This is a genomic window from Polaromonas sp. (assembly GCF_030682935.1).
GTDB lineage: Bacteria > Pseudomonadota > Gammaproteobacteria > Burkholderiales > Burkholderiaceae_C > Polaromonas.
This window is the reverse complement of the sequence record NZ_JAUXNA010000002.1, coordinates 1-1493: the sequence shown is the minus strand read 5'-3', so window position 1 is coordinate 1493 and position 1493 is coordinate 1. Positions and strand designations below refer to the sequence as shown.

At 62.3% G+C, this 1493-nt stretch carries 2 protein-coding genes; one reads left to right on the top strand and one right to left on the bottom strand.

The genetic code is table 11. The features are described from left to right. On the top strand, nucleotides 1–597 hold a 597-nt coding region (locus Q8K05_RS00070; protein ID WP_305244514.1), incomplete at its 5' end, for an aminotransferase class III-fold pyridoxal phosphate-dependent enzyme. A 683-nt stretch (nucleotides 598–1280) separates the two neighbouring features. Here the strand turns inward: Q8K05_RS00070 and Q8K05_RS00065 are convergent. After that, nucleotides 1281–1493: putative nucleotidyltransferase substrate binding domain-containing protein (locus tag Q8K05_RS00065; protein ID WP_305244513.1), on the bottom strand; the 213-nt coding region annotated here is incomplete at its 5' end.

The following is a 1493-nucleotide window of genomic DNA, read 5'->3' as shown; positions in this document are numbered from 1 at the left end:
ATTTTGCTGATTTTTGACGAGGTGATCACCGGCTTTGGCCGGCTGGGCTGCAACTTTGGCGCCGACTATTACGGCGTGGTGCCGGACATGCTGAACTTTGCCAAATGCGTGACCAACGGCGTGATTCCGCTGGGCGGCGTGATCTGCACCGACCGGATTTTTGACACCATGATGGATGCCAACGCCAACAGCCCCGAGTACGCGGTTGAATTTTTCCACGGCTACACCTATTCGGGCCACCCTGTGGCCTGCGCCGCTGCCATTGCCACGCTGAATCTGTTCAAGGAAGAAAACCTGTTTGAACGCGCCGGCCAGATGGGCAAGCTGCTGGGCGACGCGATGCACGGCGGCTTGAAAGGCCTGCCGAATGTGATCGGCATTCGCGCCCTGGGGCTGGCCGGCGCGGTGGAGCTGTCGCCGGTGGCCGGCGCGCCGGGCAAGCGCGCCTACGACATTTTCATGGACTGCTTTCACCACGGCGTGCTGGTGCGGCCCGCCGGTGAAAACATCGTGGTCTGCCCGCCCTACATCGTGGAGCCGGCGCACATTGAGCGCATCGTCACGGTGGTGGGCGACGCGATTCGCAGGAATGCCTGAGTCCTGCTTGGTCGGTAATTGGCTTTGCGGGGTTGGGCTGGCCGGGAGTCGCCCGGCATGCGACTCACTTTCTTTGCTTCGCCAAAGAAAGTAAGCAAAGAAAGGCGACCCTACTGTCTGCGACCCCTTCGCTGCGCTACGGGGCACCCTGCGGTGCTCGCTTCAGGCGGGGTCCGCGCAAACTCGCTTCACTGCGTTGCGCTCAAACAGCGCGCGGCCCTGATCCGCCTGAAGCTGCGCTCCTCAGCGCAGACAGAAGGGGGTGGGCCGGGGAAAAGAAAAAAATACAAACAGCCAAACATCGCAGAGCGCGCCATGCGCGCGCTGCTCCCTGCATCCGATCCCGCTCCCAAAGCCCGTCCTGGCTGGGCCTGTGATGACCCGGGAAAGCGGGATCAGGGCGAGCGATTGTCTGAGCGCAACGCAGTGAAGCGAGTTCGAGCTCGACCCCCGCTTTTTCGGGGCAGCACAGGTTGCCCGAAGCGCAGCGCAGGGACCCAGACTGCGGGTCGCCTTTTCTTTGGGTACTTTCTTTTGGCGAAGCAAAAGCAAAGTGCCTCGCCTGCCGGGCGAGACCGGCCAGCCCAAGCCAGCAAAGCCAACCCGCTACCAATTGATTAGCGACTTTCAAGCCTTCAAGCCTTCAAGACTTCAAGATCGCAGGCATGTCCAGCGCCTGCGGCTCAGAATCGACCCGACTGGTAACGCTGACCCAGCACCCCCTGCAGCGTCTGCACCACCAGGAACGCGTCCTTCAGGTGGCTGCGCTCAAAGTTGGAGAGTTCCTCCAGCGCCAGAAAATTGTCAGGCGCTTGCCCGCGCGCAATCTGGCGCGCCTGGTGGGCGATGCGCAGCTTGCCCAGAAACTCCAGCGCATCGCGCAAATCCCGCGCGCC